Consider the following 15,299-nt stretch of genomic DNA (forward strand, 5'->3'; position numbering starts at 1 on the left):
ATACCAGCAAACGTTACCAAGCGTTGTTATGGGCTAATCGAATCATGTCATCAATGAGTGGCCGTGGCGCTTGTTTGGATAATGCAGTAGTTGAAAGGTTCTTCGGTAGCTTGAAAAATGAATGGCTGTTAAATGTTTATCACTTAACAAGAGAAAGTATGAAAATCGATGTTGAAAAATACGTCAAATACTATAACTCAATTCGATTACATACGACCTTAAATGATATGTCGCCAATTGAGTTTGAAAGTGTAAGTAAAAAGTGTGCGGCCTAGCTTGACCAGATCAAAGATGACAAGCGCTTCGCTATTCAATACAGCTATGGCTTTTAAGGGAGACACTTAAATGAAATCAATTATTCAAATATTACTGGTTGTCAGCCTATCTCTTTTGTCTGCTTTTAGCTCTCATGCAGAAGAGAAAATTTCCGGTGCGGAAGTGATCAACAACAATTGTGCAAGATGCCATAACGCTCGCGCTGTTCATGAATTTTCTATTCCCGAATGGAAAGTCATTATGCCGCATATGCGAGAAAAGGCGCATTTAACAGGTAAAGAAACGCAAGCTGTTCTTGAATTTTTGGAACTCACTAGCCAAAGCGTACCTTTGGCAAAAAAAGTAGCGCCAGAAAAGATGATTGCGCCTGATGGAAAGCAATTGTTTACCCAATTTGGTTGCCAAGGCTGCCATTCATTAAAAGGTGATGGTGGCACTGTTGGCCCAGCGTTAGATGAAACGATTAAAAACAAAGGGGTCGGCTTCTTTATTAAGAAGCTCCAAAATCCTCAGTTTAATAACTCATCTTCTCCTATGCCTAAAATGCCGCTAAACGAGCAACAGATAAAAGCAATAGCTGAGTACATTAAATCATAAGGAAGCGCTTGACCTGTGTCTTAGGCACAGGTCTAAGCTGTAGGTGAGAGTACAAACTTAGGTGAAAAACTAAGGAGTAAATATGAAAGTAACAGAGCTGGCAAAAAGCCTTGGAACGACTGCTGATACGGTGCGCTATTACACGCGATTGGGACTGTTAAAACCTGCTAAGTCAGTGAACGGCTACAAGTCATACTCGAATAAAGAGGTATCGAGACTTAAATTCATTTTAAGTGCCAGAAACCTTGGTTTTGCCGTTGCTGATATCAAGCAAATTCTTAATGAATCTGAAGATGGTAAAAGTGCGTGCCCATTAGTCAGAAGCCTGATCAAAGAGCGGCTTGAAGAAACAGAAAAACAGTTTCAAGCAATGTTGGCACTTCGAGGAAAAATGTCTTCAGCTCTTTCTCAATGGGAAGAAATGGAAGACAAAGCACCGACTGCAAACATGGTTTGTCATCTCATCGAAAACTTTGAACAAATTAAAAAGGCATAGGAGGAAAAATGGTGACTACTAATACAAATATAGAAACCGAATCAGGCTGTTGCTGTCAGGCAAAAGCTCAATCCTCTTCGTGTAAAAGTAAGGAGAATACGTTGGAGAAAGTATCACATAACCAACAGCTCATCATTGAAGGGGCTGGGTGTGCTAGCTGTGTAGGCAAAATTGAAGGGGCGTTAAAGGCAACTCTTGGTGTAGTCAGTGCGGAAATGAATTTTGCTGATAGGACTGTAACAGTTTCTGGGACAGCTAAGACAGAAGATTTGATCAAAGCTGTTGAGTCTGTGGGGTATAACGCGAAGCCAATTGATGATAGCTCGGCAACAGATGCGCTTGACGAGAAAGAGGCGGCGGATTGGGCATATTACAAAAAGCTAATGCGCGATACGTTTATTGCCCTTTCACTCGGCGTTCCTTTGATGATCTACAGCATTGTGGTTGGAGAAATGACGGTTGAAACAAACCTTGAACGCATGTCTTGGCTGGTTGTCGGCATTTTAACTTTTGGTGTTATGTATTTTTCAGGTAAGCATTTTTATGTTGGCGCTTGGAAAAGCTTTAAAAACCACTCCGCTAATATGGACACTCTAATAGCTTTAGGAACAGGTACAGCTTGGGTGTATTCGATGGTTGTCGTGTTTGCACCTGACGCCGTTCCATTGATGGCACGGCATGTTTATTTTGAAGCTACAGCCATGATCATTGGCTTAATTGATTTAGGTCTAGCATTAGAAATAAAAGCCAGAGGTAAAACCTCTGAGGCCATTAAACGTCTTATCGGCTTGCAAGCCAAAACAGCAACCGTGGTTCGTGACAACAAAGAGGTTCAGATAGGTATCGAACAGGTTTTGCTTCATGATGTTGTGAAGGTAAAGCCGGGTGAAAAAATTCCCGTCGATGGTGTAGTATTGGAAGGGCACACCTCTATTGATGAGTCCATGTTGACAGGCGAACCGATGCCTGTTGAAAAAGCCGAAGAAGATGAGGTTGTCGCTGGTACTTTGAACAAATCAGGCATGATTTTATTTAGAGCCACACGCGTTGGTAAAGACACGGCGCTTGCGCAAATCATCAATATGGTGAAACGAGCACAAAATTCAAAACCGCCGATTGGCCGCTTGGCCGATGTTATTTCAGCTTTTTTCGTGCCTGTAGTGATGATCATCTCTGTGTTAAGTGCGCTAGCATGGCTTAACTTTGGACCTGAGCCAGCAATTGCTTTTGCCATCGTATCAGCAACTACCGTACTCATTATTGCCTGCCCATGTGCTTTGGGCTTGGCAACGCCCATGTCTGTCATGGTCGGAGTAGGAAAAGCAGCAGAAGCCGGAGTGCTTATTCGAAACGGTGAAGCACTGCAAACCGCCTCTAAAATCACTGCCATGATTTTAGATAAAACGGGCACTATTACTGAAGGAGCACCTAAGGTAACCGATATTGTCTTAGCAAAAGCCACTGACGAAAAAGACGTGCTACAGCTTGCAGCAAGTTTAGAAAGTGGCTCAGAGCACCCCTTAGCGCAAGCGATTGTTGAAAGTGCATTAGATAAGGATATTGAGTTACTAAAAATTGAAGCGTTTAACGCCATTACGGGTTTTGGTGTAGAAGCAAACTGCAACAATAAAGCCCTGCTTTTCGGAAACGATAAACTAATGAAGTTAAAAGGCATAGACCTCACTGGCTTTGTTGAACAAGCGCAGTCTTTAGCCAAAGAAGCCAAAACACCTATGTACTTTGCTGTAGATGGTGAACTTGCAGCAATCATTGCAGTTGCAGATCCTATTAAATCAGACTCAATCTCTGCTATCAAACGACTTCAGGCTAATGGTATACGCGTCATCATGTTAACGGGTGATAACAAGGAAACCGCTGCCGCTGTTGCCAAAAAAGCGGGTATTAGTGAGTTTCTTGCTGAAGTGCTGCCAGAAGATAAAGCCAACAAGGTGAAAGAGCTACAAGAAGGCGGCGAAATTGTTGGTATGACAGGAGATGGCATCAACGATGCTCCTGCGCTAGCGTTAGCCGATGTTGGCTTCGCCATAGGCACAGGGACTGATGTAGCTATCGAAAGTGCTGACATTACCCTAATGCGTGGTTCACTTCATGGCCTTGCTGATGCCATAGCGGTAAGCAAAGCTACTTTACGAAATATAAAACAAAACTTGTTTGGCGCGTTTGTCTATAACGTAGCCGGGATTCCTTTTGCTGCGGGGATTCTATATCCCTTCTTTGGCATTCTGCTTAGCCCTGTAATTGCAGGAGCTGCAATGGCGTTTTCGTCATTGACTGTAGTGTCAAATGCAAATCGACTTCGCTTTTTTAAAGCCCAAAACTCATAGAAAGTAAGCATTAGGAGAATCACAATGATGATAATTAACTTATTAGGCTTAGTGTTAATCGCGCTGATTACTTGGTGGTTTTGGCTATACAAACCCAATAAAACAATTGTTCAAGATAATGAAGTACTCATTGAAGTGAGGGATGGCGTGTATTCACCATCCTCAATTCAAGTGTCTGCTAGTCAGCCTGTCACTCTGAAGTTTATGCGCAAAGATCAATCACCCTGCGCTGAAACAATGCTTATTCCATCATTAGAGATAAGCGAGCAGCTTAAATTAAATGAAATTACTCAAATTACCTTATTGAACTTATCAGCGGGAGAGCATGAGTTTCATTGTCAGATGCAAATGTATCGCGGTGTTTTAAAGGTTGTTTAGGAGGGGTTATGAACATGAAAAAAGTGACAGCCATTTTTGATGAAATGGTGTTAACACGAGTAGAAGAGGCACTACTTTCACATGGCTATAAAGGCTTTACCATTCATAAAGCAACAGGCAGAGGTGCATATGCTGATACTTACAACAGAAATCACTTATCAGCACATATAGTAATGACCATTTATGTTGCTTTTGATGATGCTGAACATGTTGCTGAAGTTTTGCTCGATGCTGCGCATACCAACATTGAAGGCGAAGGATTAGTTAGCATCTCTCCTGTGGATAATCTCTACTGGATAAATTCTAAGTCTGAAGCTTCAAAGGAAGATTTAAGGTCAATAGGAGGCCAATATGAAAAATGAGCACCCTAAATTTTGGTCAACACCCACGGGTTGGGCTGCATTGGTGCTTATTGCCGCAGCCACCTATTTTTTAATCTTTGAACATGGACAGCATGTACTGCAATTTCTTCCTTATTTGATTTTATTGCTATGCCCGTTGATGCACGTATTTATGCATGGCAGTCATGGCAAACATGGCCACGATCATTCACATGCGCCTGATGAGAAAAAGGAAGAGAGCTTTCAAGAACTAACGGATAAAAATGCTGCCTATCGTGACGGCTACATACAAGGGTTAGAGGAAGGACGTAAGGAATCACATAAAAAGGAGAACAGTGATGAATGAGACATATGATTATGGCTTATGGTCAATGGTGATACTGAACTCAGCAATTTTTATCTTTTTTGCCTTTAGTTTTGTAAAACCAAAAACTTCTACTGATTGGAGAAGCCTTGGAGCGTTCTCCGCCTTTGTAGTCGCCCTATTTACTGAAATGTATGGGTTCCCTTTAACTATCTACTTTTTGTCTGGTTGGTTAACTGAAAACTATCCAGAAGTTAACTTCTTTGCGCATGAAAATGGACATTTATTACATACCTTCTTTGGTTTTGAAGGTGATGCCCATTGGGACCCATTTCATATAGCGAGTATGGTGTTTATTGTTGCAGGTTTCTTTATGTTGTCTTCAGCATGGAATGTATTGCATCACGCGCAAAAACATCATCAATTGGCTACAACTGGATGGTATGCAAGGTGTCGCCACCCACAGTATCTAGCTTTCATTCTAATCATGTTCGGCTTCTTATTGCAGTGGCCGACCATCCCAACACTTGCGATGTTTCCAATCTTAGTCGTTGTTTACGTCAAGCTAGCGAAACGCGAAGAAGCACAAGCGATTACTGAATTTGGCTCTGAGTACCACAAGTATATGGAGTCGACACCAAGTTGGATTCCAAATTTTAATAAGAACATAGAAGGTAAAAATCATGAAAACGTTAGGTAAATCAATTCTATTTGTCAGCTCACTATTGGCGGCCACAAGTTTATTTGCTCAAAACAATGAGCATAAACATGAAGGTGCGAACAATTCTGATATGCATCAAGGCATGGCAATGTCGCATGAAAATATGGAAAAAATGCATAAAAAGATGATGGAAATGAAAAAAGAAGTTTTAGCAATTAAATCTGAACAAGATCCTGAAAAGCAAAAAAGAATGATGCATAAACATAGACGTTCAATGATGAAAATTATGCAGATCATGCATCGAGGTATGGAAGACAAACCTATACATAAACAAATTGCAATGGCTGAACATCATCTGGAAATGATGGAAAACATGATGCCTCAAATGAAAGAAAAGATGACAGAAATGAAAGGCAAAAAACAAAACCACTCGCACTCTCATTAGGAGGTAAATTATGAGCGATTTAGAGCATAGAGTTGGCGTTAGAGAGCAGAATTTAGTTGTTCGCAATTTGAGGCTAAGTAATGTCACAGAAGAAAATTGTGACGAGCTAGTAAAAGAAATTGATCAGCTTTTTGGTATTGATGAAGTTAGCTACAACATCAAAGAAGGTGAAATACATCTCGCATATGATGCGGTGAACATAAACCTTGATGGGGTTGAGGAAGTAATTCGCAAACATGGTGCTGATGTTCATGATGATTGGTGGACACATACTAAAGAAAGCTACTACAAATTTGTTGATCAGAATGTTAAAGACAACGCTGCTCATAAACCGTGGAGTTGTCACAAAGTTCCTCCGGGTGCAAGCCGGAAAAATAAGTAAGCTTACGAAAAGCTTGCTCAGTTAATAAGTAAGATGAGGAGAAAATGATGAAAACATCCAATATGAAAATTCTACTTTTATTTGTATTTGGTATCTTTCTAGCGGGTTGTTCCAATACTGCGTTTTATCACAAAAATATGATGAGGGGTCAAGTGGTTGAGCAGTCTACTGATCGAACTCTGATTTGTATTGGTGCCAAACATGGCGCGGAGGTTGGACAAAAATACAGTGTTATTAGATTCCATGAGGAAATAGCGCCGGGTGAAGGTGATGATCCGTATACCATAGAAAAAGTGGGAACTGTTCAAATTACTAAAATTGTGAATGATCACTTCGCTACGGTAAAACTACTATCAGGTGATATTGCAGCGAAAGATATGGTGGAGCTTGAATAGTAATTAAGTGGTGGCGCAAGCCACCACTGGAGAATAACGATGAAACTTAATGAGAAAGCTTTTGCGTTGGCTTGTGCAGCCGCCTTTGGCATTGTTTGGTTGGTTTGTTCAATGGTGGTAATGATGCTGCCTGATATGATGTCTAGTATGACGGGCAACATGTTGCATACTGACTGGAAAATTCTGGGCTGGCAGATGTCCTTTATAGGAGTATTTATTGGTGGATTTTTTTGGGTGTTATTTGCAGGTGTAACAGGGGGAATTGTAGCAAAGATTTACAATAACCTGAATTCGAAATAGTAGTCACATTTAGATTGGTGGAAATAATTAAATTAACAACAGCGAATCCATTTAATCAATCATTAATTGAATGACGCTAAGCAAGAATGAAAAACTTTTTTCAGTTTGAATTTGAAGTCTAAGGTGTGACTTAAACATACCTTAGTTATTGAATTATAAGGTAAAGTGTATTTTATCTGGCACTCAATTTGCAGTCTTAGTGAGAGACAATTAATTGACGAAGAGTATGTTTATGCTTCATATCGAAAACACTTTAATTAGCCAGCTCCAAAACTCATCTGTTTATAAATCGAGCTTAGAGGAACAAAAAACTAATAATAATGAGTTCTCTAAACTACTTATTAAAGCGATTGACAATGTAAATGAATTGCATCAAAAAGCAGGTAAAGCGACAAAAGAATTCGAGTTAGGGACAACAGACATTAGTTTAGCAGAGGTTATGATTGCAAGATCAAAAGCAGGAGTTGCTACTGAAGCCACTATACAAGTTAGAAATAAAGCAATAGAAGGGTACAAAGAAATTATGAATATGGCTCTATAAACTTTTAGTATGTTAGAGTAAACAACTAGAATTTATGATAGAAAGTCATCGTTTTATTTCGTTCATGTACGAAATTATTAAATGGACTTTCGTTCATGTAATTGTTATGGTGTACGAAAGGTATAGGTTTCGTACATATGAAAGTTGGTTTTGCACGAGTTTCGACTCAAGAACAAGATTTACAAGTTCAACTGTCCAAGTTGGGCGCTCATGGCTGTGAGAAAATATTTCAAGGGAAGCAAAGTGGTGCTTCGATTAAAAATGATGAGAAGTTAAAAGATCTCATAAATTTTATACGAGAAGGCGATGAAGTAATTGTTACTCGCCTTGACCGGCTTGGCCGATCATTAAAGACTATTCTCGAAGCAATTGAAAGTATTCATAAAAAGGGAGCGTGTTTAAATATCATCGACGGCTCTCTCAATACTAAAAATGATAATCCATTCTCGACGGCGATGATCAACCTTTGCGGAGTCTTCGCTCAGCTTGAGCGGGATTTAATAAAAGCCAGAACAGCTGAAGGTCGTGAAGAGGCTAAGGCTAAAGGCAAACATATGGGGAGAATGCCTGCTTTGTCTGATAAACAAGCGAAGGAATTATATAAAGATAAATTAAATGGTGAATCGATTTCTGCATTAGCAAAAAAATATTCTGTTAGCCGCCCTACGGTTCACAGAACTATTAAAAGAATGGAAAAGCAAAATAATAAATAAAGGGAGATGTTATGTGGTCTGACAAAGAATCAAAAATTGATTTCTTAAATTTTAATGAAGCGGCTGAGTCGATTAAAGACCTTATAACAGAAAAGGAATTAATGCCTATTAGCGTCGGTGTCTTTGGTGATTGGGGCGCAGGAAAATCTACTATTCTTGAACTTACCAAAGCATCTTTGGAAACTGATGAACAAGAATATATCCAAGTACATTTTGATGCATGGACTTTCCAAGGGTACGATGATGCTAAAGCTGCGCTATTAGAAACAATCGCATCTACTTTAGTTAAAAAAGCAGCAGACGATAAAAACCTAAGTGCAAAAGCAAAAGAGTTTGCTGGACGAATAGATAAGATCAGACTGATGGGACTACTTATGGATGGTGGTGCAGCATTAGCTGGTATACCAACTATAGGTGGTATACAGAAGATCATGGGACTATTCAGTGGTGGTGACGATGGTGAACTGGATGTTGATGATGTAAAAGGTGCTGTCGATGGCGCTAAGGATGTCGCGAAGAAAAACAAAGGTTTGATCAAAGATAAGAAATCATTCTCACCTCCTAAAGAAATTAAAGAATTCCGAAAAGCATATTCAGATCTGCTAAAGGAGTTTGATAAACCACTTATTGTCTATGTCGATAATTTAGATCGCTGCTCTCCATTTAATGCCATTTCAACACTTGAGGCGATCAGATTATTTCTATTTCTACCAAATACCGCATTTGTTATTGCCGCCGATGAAGACATGATCCGCTTGGCTGTGCCGGAATATCACAAAGGTGCATCTCAACGACATCAAACTGATTATTTAGACAAGCTTATTCAAATTCCTGTGCATGTACCAAGACCCGGCGTTCTGGAGATAAGGGCATATTTAATGATGCTTACTGCTCAAGACCACGGCGTTACCGATGCTCAATTAGAAACGATAAGATGTGCCCTTGAAGAATCATTAAGGCTGTCGTGGAAACAACCACAAATAACCATTGATGAGCTACTTCAAGATCACGCTATCGAAAAGCATTCAGAACTCAGAAGTAAATTTGTAGTTGCTGAGCAGTTAGCTCCACTATTAGCTGAATCTACAAACATTAACGGCAACCCTCGCATAGTTAAGCGATTACTGAACCAAGTGAAGATGAGAAAGAAAACGGCTCACCGTCGAGGTATGCAGCTTGATGAAAAAACCATCACTAAGCTGGTAATTTTTGAGAGGTGCTTAGGCACTCAGGCTACCAATAAGCTTTATGAATTAATTGACAAGGAAAAGGGATTCCCAAAAGTATTGGCGGAACTCGAAAATTCAGAAGTTGAATTTGACGAAATTAAGTTACCTGAAGAGTGGAAGCTAGACCTAGCTTTTATTGATAAATGGTCAAAATTACCTCCAATGTTTACTGAGATGGATTTGACTCCAGCGGCGTATCTGAGTCGAGAAAGCATTCCAATGGGCGCTGTTAATGCGGTAATGTCAGGAGCCGCTCAAAAACTTGTAGAAGACTTAATGAAGCAAAAGGTAAGGGTCAGTGGCGTTAACTCTACTGCGATTACCACAACTCCTAAGGAAGAATACATGTCAGTCATGGATGGTTTGATTGAAAACTTTAAGTTGATTGGTGATTGGACTGAAAGACCTACAGGCATTTATGGAGCAGTGCTACTTGCCAAGCAGGATGATAAATGTTGTTTAAGTCTTCTTACATTCTTAAAAAGCTTGCCCCGACAAAGGTGGCTTAATCCAATTTTAAAAGAACTAGAGGGAACTAAGTAATATGGGTACGTCCGCATCGTCAACAGGACCGAATAACAAGAGTCCGCTAATTCCATCGTGGGCAGAGCAAGGAGACCCCGTCACGATAGAACCTGCATCAGGTACTGATGGGGATGATCAAACAGGCTTTGACAGTGGTCAAGCAGATGATCAGAATGACAATAGTAACGATATTGACAATGACAAGGTTCAACAAGAAATCGGCGGTTCACCAACAGCAACACCGCCTCCAAATAGGTTTGCTAGTGCAAGAAGAGCATTTGGTAAGTACGCTCAAACAGGTGGATCAACTTCGGATCTAAGGCGTTCATTAAAAAGTTACTCTAGAAAAGGCTCTGGTGGAGGTAAGAGTACTAGCCGGAGACTAGCAAGTGGAATAACTGCTGGTTCTGGATTGCTTGGTGTCATGCGTGGAGACACCGTAACGATCAATAATCAAAGCTTGTCATTAGGTGATTTAACTGGTTTATCGACTGACCAAGCGATTGACAAAATTGCTAGTCATTTGGCACCTGATAATGCCGATTCGGATGCTGTAAGAGTAGCGTTAGACTACGCATTAGAAGAAGCACTACCCGATACAGAAGAGTTTGACCCAAACAGTTTTACTGACGAAGTTATTCAAGAAGCAATAGGCTGTTATTTAACAGATCTTATATTTCAAGATGTTGTAGAAGGTATGGGCAGAGCTTGGTTTCATGTTGAGCCTGCAAGCAAGCATCATCAAATGGAAGTTGAATTAAGGGAATTAATAAAAGTGATCACACAAGAGCAGTTAGACAAAGTAACTGGAGGCAACCCCAGCACTATTAGCAAGGAAAATATTATTAAAATTCAAGCCGATGCAATTGCAATGACAGTGGATGAATGGGTGAGCTTTGATGACTAATTTTTATTTTAACCATGACCCAGCTAACTTGCCTGACTTTTCTGATGATTGTCATCCTGTCCAGATGTTTCATACGCATCAAAATGACATCACTAAGCACAGCTTAGTATCAAAGCAATTGCTTCAAACAGTACGTGATCTAGGGTTAAATGTAGACGCTGATGCAATAGATCTGATAACAATTGCAACCGCCGTTACCGCCGCTGATACATTTGAATTGAGGGATAATGCAGAAAATGCATGGGCTAGAAAAATGCATTTACATGTTCCTGTTACCGATGAGGATATGTGGAATTTTGTAGAGCCTGAACTAAGTTCTTTGCTCAACTTTCTAACGGGTGATCAATGGCAGTTTACTTTTGAAAAAACAACTATGCCGATGCCGACTCCTAAAACAAGCGAGCAAGCGAAAGTAAAGGCAAAATCATTAATTGGACTTAACTCTGTTTGCCTTTTTTCTGGTGGTCTTGATAGCGCAGTTGGTGCAATTGATATTTTAAACGAAGAATCGGATTTAAAGCCTCTTCTGGTTAGTCACGCGTATCGTGGAGATGGTGCAAAACAGGAGGAGATAAAGCAGTTATTATCCCCGCCATTCGGCGAATTGTCCTATTCAATGTCTCCTCATATTATTAAGCATTTAGAAGGTAAAACCGACATTAGCATGAGGGGAAGAAGCTTCAACTTCCTAGCTATGGCGGTACTTGGTATATCAGCCTTAAGAAATGCTAATTGCGATAGCAGCATTGAAACTATTGTCGTACCTGAAAATGGCTATATTTCTATAAATCCACCGCTTACAAGACGACGGATAGGTAGCCATAGCACTAGAACTACTCACCCAAACTTTCTGAACAGGCTTGAATCTTTGCTTAGAGATACTGGGTTCCATGTAAAATTTGTAAACCCTTATCAATTTAAAACCAAAGGTGAAATGTTAGCTGAATGCGTTGATCAAGATGCAATTAAAAAAGCAGTTCCCTTGAGCGTATCATGCAGTCATTGGCACAGAGAACATAAACAGTGTGGGCATTGTGTGCCTTGTCTAATTCGAAGAGCGTCAGTTTTTCATGCAGGATTTAAGGAAGATGCGCCATACAAGACAAAGCGGTTGAGAGGGCTTATCAAAGAAAAAGATACGCGAGATGATCTACAAGCGGTTCAAACAGCCATTATTAGGTTGAAACAGACTGATAATTATCGTTCTTGGCTACGAATGTCGGGGCCGATACCTCAAGAATTGGACAAGCGTGAAAAGCTGGAGTCAACGATTAAACGTGGTCTAGCTGAAGTTGAAGCGTTTATTAAAGATGAATTTAAATCATGATGGATCTTCATTGTCATGTTGATTTATATCCCGATCACGAGCTGGTTTTAAATGACATACAGCAAAGTGGATACTACGTATTATCCGTAACAACAGTGCCTTCTGCTTTTGAAGGCACTGTGAATCTAACCAAAGGTATAAACAAATGCAAAACTGCGCTAGGTCTACACCCACAATTAGCGCATTTAAGAAAAAATGAACTTACGTTGTTTGACCAGTTAGTAGGAAGAACTAGATACATAGGTGAAATTGGTCTCGACGGTTCGAAGGGCTTTAAAGATCATTTTGATGATCAATTAGAGGTTTTTACACATATTCTAAAAAAGTGTGAAATGTTCGAGGACAAGATACTTACTATTCATAGTCTAAACGCTACAGGGGAAGTACTCAAACAACTAGGGTTGCACCCAAAAGCTGGTACTTCAATCCTCCACTGGTTCTTAGGTACAAAGAAGCAAGTTCTTGAAGCCGTTGAGCTAGGGTGTTACTTCTCCATTGGTCCTAGTATGATTAACTCTTCCAGAGCTAAAAAAGTAATTTCATGGCTACCGCAGGATAAGGTCCTATTGGAAACTGACGGTCCATTTGCAAGATTCAATGGCAATGTATTATTTCCATCAAATGTAAACTTAGTGATTGATTACTTAGCTATTGAGTGGGAAGTTAATGAAGCGCTGGTGATAGAAACTTTATCTAATAATTTAAAATGCCTAGTTACAAAAAAACAGTGTGACCACATTGAAAATATGGATATTCGCCCCATTTATAATGAATAAAGGAATAAGAATTAAAATAAATGGCTGCAACAATTCAATTTAAAACGGAAAAAAAATCTGGTTGGGTTTCTGGTTACGATCTTGAGAAGCTCCTAGTCGAAGTTAAAGACAAGATTTTCACCAATAAAAAAGCTCTAACTATAGTTATTCAAGCCAGAGCAAATGCACCAATAAACACCTTAATACGCTTGATTAATGTAGCCAACCAGCTTGATCATAAAGGCGTGAAAGTAACATTAGATTTTTCTGGAAAAACTAATAAATTACTTGGCTACTGTGAGACGATGGGTTTTTTTGAATGCCTTTCTGATGGCGTAAAACTTAAATCTCCAAATGGAATCAATAAAGTCAGTAGGATCAAAAAATCTGGCAACTCATATATTTCTATTAATAAAATATCTGGTTCTGTACACGATAAATCGTTACCTAAAAAGTTGGCAGCAAAAATTACTGATAAGATCCCCAATATTACTGAAGAACAGCGTAGCGAACTCTATATTCAGTTTTTTCTCTATTTAGTGAACTAACTAGAAACGTTTGCGAACATAGCCAGACGGAATTAAATGGATTGGCAGCATTACAAATATATAAAAATAGAGCTGAAATTGTGGTTTGTGACAGTGGGATCGGATTACTTGAGTCACTTAAGCCTAGCTTAGCAAGCCATAATGCTGCCTATACAGGGTACTCTGATGTTGAACTTATATTGGAAATGTTGACTAAAGGTATTTCAAGTAAAGAAGGCGATCAAGGTGGTAATGGCCTTTGTACTTGTTTTCATCATGCAAAATTAACGAATTCTGATATGCACATTAGACTATCTGAAACCTACTACCACTTTTTCAAAGTCGCAGACAAACCTAATTTAATCGATTCCCTAATGATTAGTGAGCAGTTACTAGAACTCACAGGCACATTCATTTCTTTTGCTGTACCATTTAACAAATAGTTTGACAAAATGTAGAGTTATCTGCTTCAATATAAAATATGAAACAGAATGAAAATGTTATAAGTCTCGTAAGAATTTTTGAAAAGAATTCTTTGACAGGGATCGGGGACGATGAAGGCAAGCAAGTTTTTAACGAGCTTGTTTTTTTTATCGACAAAAAACCAGAATATAGAATTTTCTATATCTCTATTAAAGATGTTGTATTTGACGCATCTTTTGCTAGAGAAGGTCTTGTTCGTTTGGCAAAGCATTACAGAAAAGAAAAAGGAATTTGTCTTATAGATGCAGAAAAAGAAATGTTAAGACTTAACATTCTTGCTCCCGTCTTGAGTTTAAATCAGCCGATGCCTTTTTATAATGGCGATCATTATGATCATATCAAAATGGACAAAGTCGGCAGTCCTTCAAAAACTAATAAACCTATATTTGATTTCGTTTATAAGAATGGTATTTCAAGTGCAAGTGATGTTGCTGAATACCTTGGTTTTAAAGTGAATAACGCTAGTACAAAACTAAAATCGCTATATGAAGATGGCTTCTTACTTCGTGTAGAAGATAAGTCAGAAACTGGCGGTGTTGAATTCAAATATTACGCAATTAAATAGACCATCAAAAAAAACTTTGATCCTTTTGTTCGAATATGTATAATTAGACCATCAAAATTTATTTTGATGGTCTAGCTTTGTTGTACATTAGATTGAATCATTAGGTTTATGAAAGTCAAAAAAGCTTATCAAGGAAAGGACTGCCTGATCGAGTTACCAGCAAGATCAGGCAAAGATGAACCATACTTGAGAGGCACATCTAAGGAATTTTTTACGTTCCAAGCGCGGCTAAATTTAGTCTATTTCGTAATTAATTTCAACCTTTAGCCTCTCTTTAAAACTTTAAGGAGTTGGCGATGGCCGATAAGAAAAAGAAGATCCGTGTTCCTAAGGGCATGAAGTTGATTTTTCGCAGATATCGTAAGGATCCCAAGTCAAAACAACTATTAGATGCTCGAAAATATGGTTGTAAGGCTTGGCCTCTTTTGGTTCCTGCTGAATAACAGCTAGCTAAAACTAGGGCATTTTGCTTGATGTTTGATGCCCAAATTCTTATTAATTTTTTACGGAGTAGTTTAAATGACTAATTCTAAGCAATCCTCAAAGGCGTTAGCGTCAAAAGCAGCGTCCACATTAAACGACCCATCTGCATCGCAAGTGCAAAAGTCGCTTGCAGCATCTGTATTAAGCCAGTCAAGTTCAAGCAACCAGACTAGTAGTGAGATGGAAACAAAAGCTTCTGAGGTATTAAAAAGTAGCAAATATAGTGATGAGACTAAGTCTTTCGCTGCGTCAGTACTATCTCAATCAAATAAAGCAAGATAGTAAATAATTGCAACTATTACCTGCGCTTTCGAGCGCAGAAGG

23 protein-coding genes are annotated in these 15,299 nt (G+C 39.2%); all 23 read left to right on the plus strand.

Annotation, left to right across the window (positions count from 1 at the left end):
• On the plus strand, positions 1-275 hold a 275-nt coding region (locus tag B6K83_RS00005; RefSeq protein WP_143327778.1), incomplete at its 5' end, for an IS3 family transposase.
• A gap of 70 nt (positions 276-345) precedes the next feature.
• Entirely contained in the window at positions 346-873 is a 528-nt protein-coding gene (locus tag B6K83_RS00010) for a c-type cytochrome (protein WP_085281992.1), read from the plus strand.
• Between the two features lie 82 nt (positions 874-955).
• Positions 956-1,369: a MerR family transcriptional regulator gene (locus B6K83_RS00015; protein ID WP_085281994.1), complete on the plus strand. Its 414-nt coding sequence runs from the start codon at positions 956-958 to the stop codon at positions 1,367-1,369.
• A gap of 101 nt (positions 1,370-1,470) precedes the next feature.
• Positions 1,471-3,714: a heavy metal translocating P-type ATPase gene (locus tag B6K83_RS00020; RefSeq protein ID WP_085281996.1), complete on the plus strand. Its 2,244-nt coding sequence runs from the start codon at positions 1,471-1,473 to the stop codon at positions 3,712-3,714.
• A gap of 24 nt (positions 3,715-3,738) precedes the next feature.
• Complete coding sequence (locus tag B6K83_RS00025) at positions 3,739-4,092, plus strand: cupredoxin domain-containing protein (protein WP_085281998.1); 354 nt, start codon at positions 3,739-3,741, stop codon at positions 4,090-4,092.
• A gap of 8 nt (positions 4,093-4,100) precedes the next feature.
• Positions 4,101-4,454, plus strand: coding sequence for a P-II family nitrogen regulator (locus B6K83_RS00030; protein ID WP_085282000.1), 354 nt, complete (start codon positions 4,101-4,103; stop codon positions 4,452-4,454).
• A complete protein-coding gene (locus B6K83_RS00035) occupies positions 4,444-4,779 on the plus strand; it encodes a DUF2933 domain-containing protein (protein WP_063529849.1) in 336 nt (111 codons plus the stop codon). Before B6K83_RS00030 ends, B6K83_RS00035 begins: the two co-directional genes overlap by 11 nt.
• Positions 4,772-5,437 carry a methyltransferase family protein gene (locus B6K83_RS00040; protein WP_085282002.1) on the plus strand — a complete coding sequence of 222 codons (666 nt, stop codon included), beginning with the start codon at positions 4,772-4,774 and terminating at the stop codon, positions 5,435-5,437. The genes B6K83_RS00035 and B6K83_RS00040 overlap by 8 nt, the downstream gene beginning before the upstream one ends.
• On the plus strand, positions 5,421-5,843 hold the full coding sequence (locus tag B6K83_RS00045) for a hypothetical protein (RefSeq protein WP_085282004.1): 423 nt from the start codon (positions 5,421-5,423) through the stop codon (positions 5,841-5,843). The genes B6K83_RS00040 and B6K83_RS00045 overlap by 17 nt, the downstream gene beginning before the upstream one ends.
• A gap of 10 nt (positions 5,844-5,853) precedes the next feature.
• A complete protein-coding gene (locus B6K83_RS00050) occupies positions 5,854-6,225 on the plus strand; it encodes a hypothetical protein (protein WP_085282006.1) in 372 nt (123 codons plus the stop codon).
• A 44-nt stretch (positions 6,226-6,269) separates the two neighbouring features.
• Positions 6,270-6,620: a hypothetical protein gene (locus tag B6K83_RS00055; RefSeq protein WP_233143760.1), complete on the plus strand. Its 351-nt coding sequence runs from the start codon at positions 6,270-6,272 to the stop codon at positions 6,618-6,620.
• Between the two features lie 39 nt (positions 6,621-6,659).
• Positions 6,660-6,920: a DUF5676 family membrane protein gene (locus tag B6K83_RS00060; RefSeq protein WP_085282010.1), complete on the plus strand. Its 261-nt coding sequence runs from the start codon at positions 6,660-6,662 to the stop codon at positions 6,918-6,920.
• Positions 6,921-7,152: 232 nt separating this feature from the next.
• Positions 7,153-7,461, plus strand: coding sequence for a flagellar hook-basal body complex protein FliE (gene fliE, locus B6K83_RS00065; protein ID WP_158088296.1), 309 nt, complete (start codon positions 7,153-7,155; stop codon positions 7,459-7,461).
• Positions 7,462-7,598: 137 nt separating this feature from the next.
• The gene (locus B6K83_RS00070; protein ID WP_085282014.1) at positions 7,599-8,174 is read left to right on the plus strand and encodes a recombinase family protein; all 576 of its coding nucleotides are present in this window, start codon (positions 7,599-7,601) and stop codon (positions 8,172-8,174) included.
• Positions 8,175-8,185: 11 nt separating this feature from the next.
• On the plus strand, positions 8,186-9,946 hold the full coding sequence (locus B6K83_RS00075) for a KAP family P-loop NTPase fold protein (protein WP_085282016.1): 1,761 nt from the start codon (positions 8,186-8,188) through the stop codon (positions 9,944-9,946).
• A gap of 1 nt (position 9,947) precedes the next feature.
• On the plus strand, positions 9,948-10,835 hold the full coding sequence (locus tag B6K83_RS00080) for a hypothetical protein (protein ID WP_085282018.1): 888 nt from the start codon (positions 9,948-9,950) through the stop codon (positions 10,833-10,835).
• Positions 10,828-12,162: a Qat anti-phage system QueC-like protein QatC gene (qatC, locus tag B6K83_RS00085; RefSeq protein ID WP_085282020.1), complete on the plus strand. Its 1,335-nt coding sequence runs from the start codon at positions 10,828-10,830 to the stop codon at positions 12,160-12,162. The genes B6K83_RS00080 and qatC overlap by 8 nt, the downstream gene beginning before the upstream one ends.
• Positions 12,159-12,938: a Qat anti-phage system TatD family nuclease QatD gene (gene qatD / locus B6K83_RS00090; RefSeq protein WP_085282022.1), complete on the plus strand. Its 780-nt coding sequence runs from the start codon at positions 12,159-12,161 to the stop codon at positions 12,936-12,938. The genes qatC and qatD overlap by 4 nt, the downstream gene beginning before the upstream one ends.
• A 20-nt stretch (positions 12,939-12,958) precedes the next feature.
• Positions 12,959-13,465: a hypothetical protein gene (locus B6K83_RS00095; RefSeq protein ID WP_085282024.1), complete on the plus strand. Its 507-nt coding sequence runs from the start codon at positions 12,959-12,961 to the stop codon at positions 13,463-13,465.
• A gap of 41 nt (positions 13,466-13,506) precedes the next feature.
• Complete coding sequence (locus tag B6K83_RS00100) at positions 13,507-13,887, plus strand: hypothetical protein (protein ID WP_085282026.1); 381 nt, start codon at positions 13,507-13,509, stop codon at positions 13,885-13,887.
• Between the two features lie 38 nt (positions 13,888-13,925).
• On the plus strand, positions 13,926-14,492 hold the full coding sequence (locus tag B6K83_RS00105) for a hypothetical protein (protein WP_085282028.1): 567 nt from the start codon (positions 13,926-13,928) through the stop codon (positions 14,490-14,492).
• Between the two features lie 296 nt (positions 14,493-14,788).
• A complete protein-coding gene (locus B6K83_RS18390) occupies positions 14,789-14,935 on the plus strand; it encodes a hypothetical protein (protein WP_175474806.1) in 147 nt (48 codons plus the stop codon).
• Positions 14,936-15,011: 76 nt separating this feature from the next.
• A complete protein-coding gene (locus B6K83_RS00110) occupies positions 15,012-15,257 on the plus strand; it encodes a hypothetical protein (protein WP_085282030.1) in 246 nt (81 codons plus the stop codon).
• Positions 15,258-15,299: the final 42 nt, after the last annotated feature.

It is taken from the genome of Colwellia chukchiensis (assembly GCF_002104455.1).
Lineage (GTDB): Bacteria > Pseudomonadota > Gammaproteobacteria > Enterobacterales > Alteromonadaceae > Cognaticolwellia > Cognaticolwellia chukchiensis.